The sequence below is a fragment of the Helicobacter equorum genome (genome assembly GCF_900198655.1).
GTDB lineage: Bacteria > Campylobacterota > Campylobacteria > Campylobacterales > Helicobacteraceae > Helicobacter_F > Helicobacter_F equorum.
Genome location: NZ_FZPO01000096.1, coordinates 1 through 1,444 on the forward strand (window position 1 = coordinate 1; position 1,444 = coordinate 1,444).

The 1,444-nt window shown below is 39.4% G+C and carries 1 protein-coding gene; it reads left to right on the forward strand.

The window, feature by feature from the left end; all coding sequences use genetic code 11:
- Nucleotides 1-1,444: efflux RND transporter permease subunit (locus C6H22_RS08560; RefSeq protein WP_199769837.1), on the forward strand; the 1,444-nt coding region annotated here is incomplete at both ends.

Sequence of the window (1,444 nt, forward strand, 5' to 3'; positions counted from 1 at the left end):
CCAAACAGACAAGCGATGGGTATCTCAACGATACACTTGGTCTTAGTGTGCAGATTGTTCATACGCCAGATGCGAATAGTTTGGATTGTACGCAAAGGGTGCGCAAGGCAGTAGAGAATCTGAATGAGGGTAGTGTGCATGATAATGGTTTAGAACTTGTGTGGAGCAGAGACGAAGAGGGCTATATCCTTGATGCATTATCTTTGGTGAAAAACAACATTATCGTGGGCATTATTTTGGCATGTGTGGTGTTGTATCTATTTTTGCGCAATGTGTATTCTGTGGTGGCGGTGCTTATTGTTATCCCTATATGTATTATTAGCACATTTTTCTTTTTGAATCTTATGGGGCGCACATTAAATGTTATCTCTCTAGCGGGTGTGAGCTTTGCTATGAGTATGCTTATTGATAATGCTATAGTTGTGCTTGAAAATATCACACGCCACTTGCACAAACAAAAACCACTTTTTAGGGCTTGTGTTGATGGTACAAGAGAAGTTATCGGAGCAATTTTTGCCTCGGTAGTAACAACTATCGCGATTTTTATTCCTATCATGGATATGCGGCAGGATTTGGGGCAATTATTTTATGATGTCGCACTTAGTGTATGTTTTGGTTTGGGGATTTCATTTTTTGCTTCTATCTTTGTCATACCTACAATGATGCAAACATCCATGCAAGCTTTTTATATTGAATCTCACAAAACACAAAGCTTGTATCAAAAACTTGGTGTTGCGTGTAGCCAATGGCTTATGAGAGGCTTAGGTTTTATTTTGCACACGCCTAAGCGTAGCGCAGTGTTTATAATCGGATTTATGTTTTTTTGTGTGGTGAGTAGTTGGGCATTATTTCCAAGGCTTGATTATCTTCCTAAGGGTAACCAAAATTTTCTCATCGGATATGTGAATGCACCACCTGGCATATCTTATGAGCAGCGAAAAGAGATTGGCGAGAGTATATTTTCTCAAAATAAACATCTCATAGAATCTTTGGGCTATACACAGCGAGATTCTAAAGACTTGCCACCTATCAAGCATTTATTTTTTTCTAGCAATGAATCGTATATGCAGTTTGGTGTAACCTCAAGTAATCCTGCAGAAATTAGGCGACTTATTCCACAGATTCAAGAAAGTATCAAAAACATTCCTGGTGTTAGGGCTTCTGTGGTGCAACAAGGAATCTTTAATAAGGGTTCTAGCACGCAAAGTATTTATATTAATGTCGTAGGGAGTGAGCTAGATTCTCTAGTCGCCACCGCCACAAGCCTAAGCAATGCCATCACACAAAAAATGCCATATATGCAAGTGCGCCCACTTCCCGCGCTAGAAAATACAAATCGCGAGATTGTATTGCACCCAGATTATGTCGCATTAGCCCTTAATGATCTTAATGTCAAAAGTTTTGGAGATATTGTTGATGTGGTGCTTGATGGCAAACAAATTGA